The organism is Pseudoalteromonas sp. RB2-MNA-CIBAN-0110 (assembly GCF_040309305.1).
GTDB lineage: Bacteria > Pseudomonadota > Gammaproteobacteria > Enterobacterales > Alteromonadaceae > Pseudoalteromonas > Pseudoalteromonas arctica.
Map to the genome: position 1 here is coordinate 1 of NZ_JBEOOQ010000098.1, position 642 is coordinate 642.

Below are 642 nucleotides of genomic sequence, written 5' to 3' on the forward strand. Positions count from 1 at the left end.
TGTGACGTTACTGACAGAAGAAGCACCGGCTAACTCCGTGCCAGCAGCCGCGGTAATACGGAGGGTGCGAGCGTTAATCGGAATTACTGGGCGTAAAGCGTACGCAGGCGGTTTGTTAAGCGAGATGTGAAAGCCCCGGGCTCAACCTGGGAACTGCATTTCGAACTGGCAAACTAGAGTGTGATAGAGGGTGGTAGAATTTCAGGTGTAGCGGTGAAATGCGTAGAGATCTGAAGGAATACCGATGGCGAAGGCAGCCACCTGGGTCAACACTGACGCTCATGTACGAAAGCGTGGGGAGCAAACGGGATTAGATACCCCGGTAGTCCACGCCGTAAACGATGTCTACTAGAAGCTCGGAGCCTCGGTTCTGTTTTTCAAAGCTAACGCATTAAGTAGACCGCCTGGGGAGTACGGCCGCAAGGTTAAAACTCAAATGAATTGACGGGGGCCCGCACAAGCGGTGGAGCATGTGGTTTAATTCGATGCAACGCGAAGAACCTTACCTACACTTGACATACAGAGAACTTACCAGAGATGGTTTGGTGCCTTCGGGAACTCTGATACAGGTGCTGCATGGCTGTCGTCAGCTCGTGTTGTGAGATGTTGGGTTAAGTCCCGCAACGAGCGCAACCCCTATCC

General features: G+C 52.6%; 1 rRNA gene. It reads left to right on the forward strand.

Going from position 1 to position 642, the window contains the following annotated elements:
• Window positions 1–642 (forward strand): 16S ribosomal RNA (locus tag AAEY68_RS20695); the annotation flags it as partial.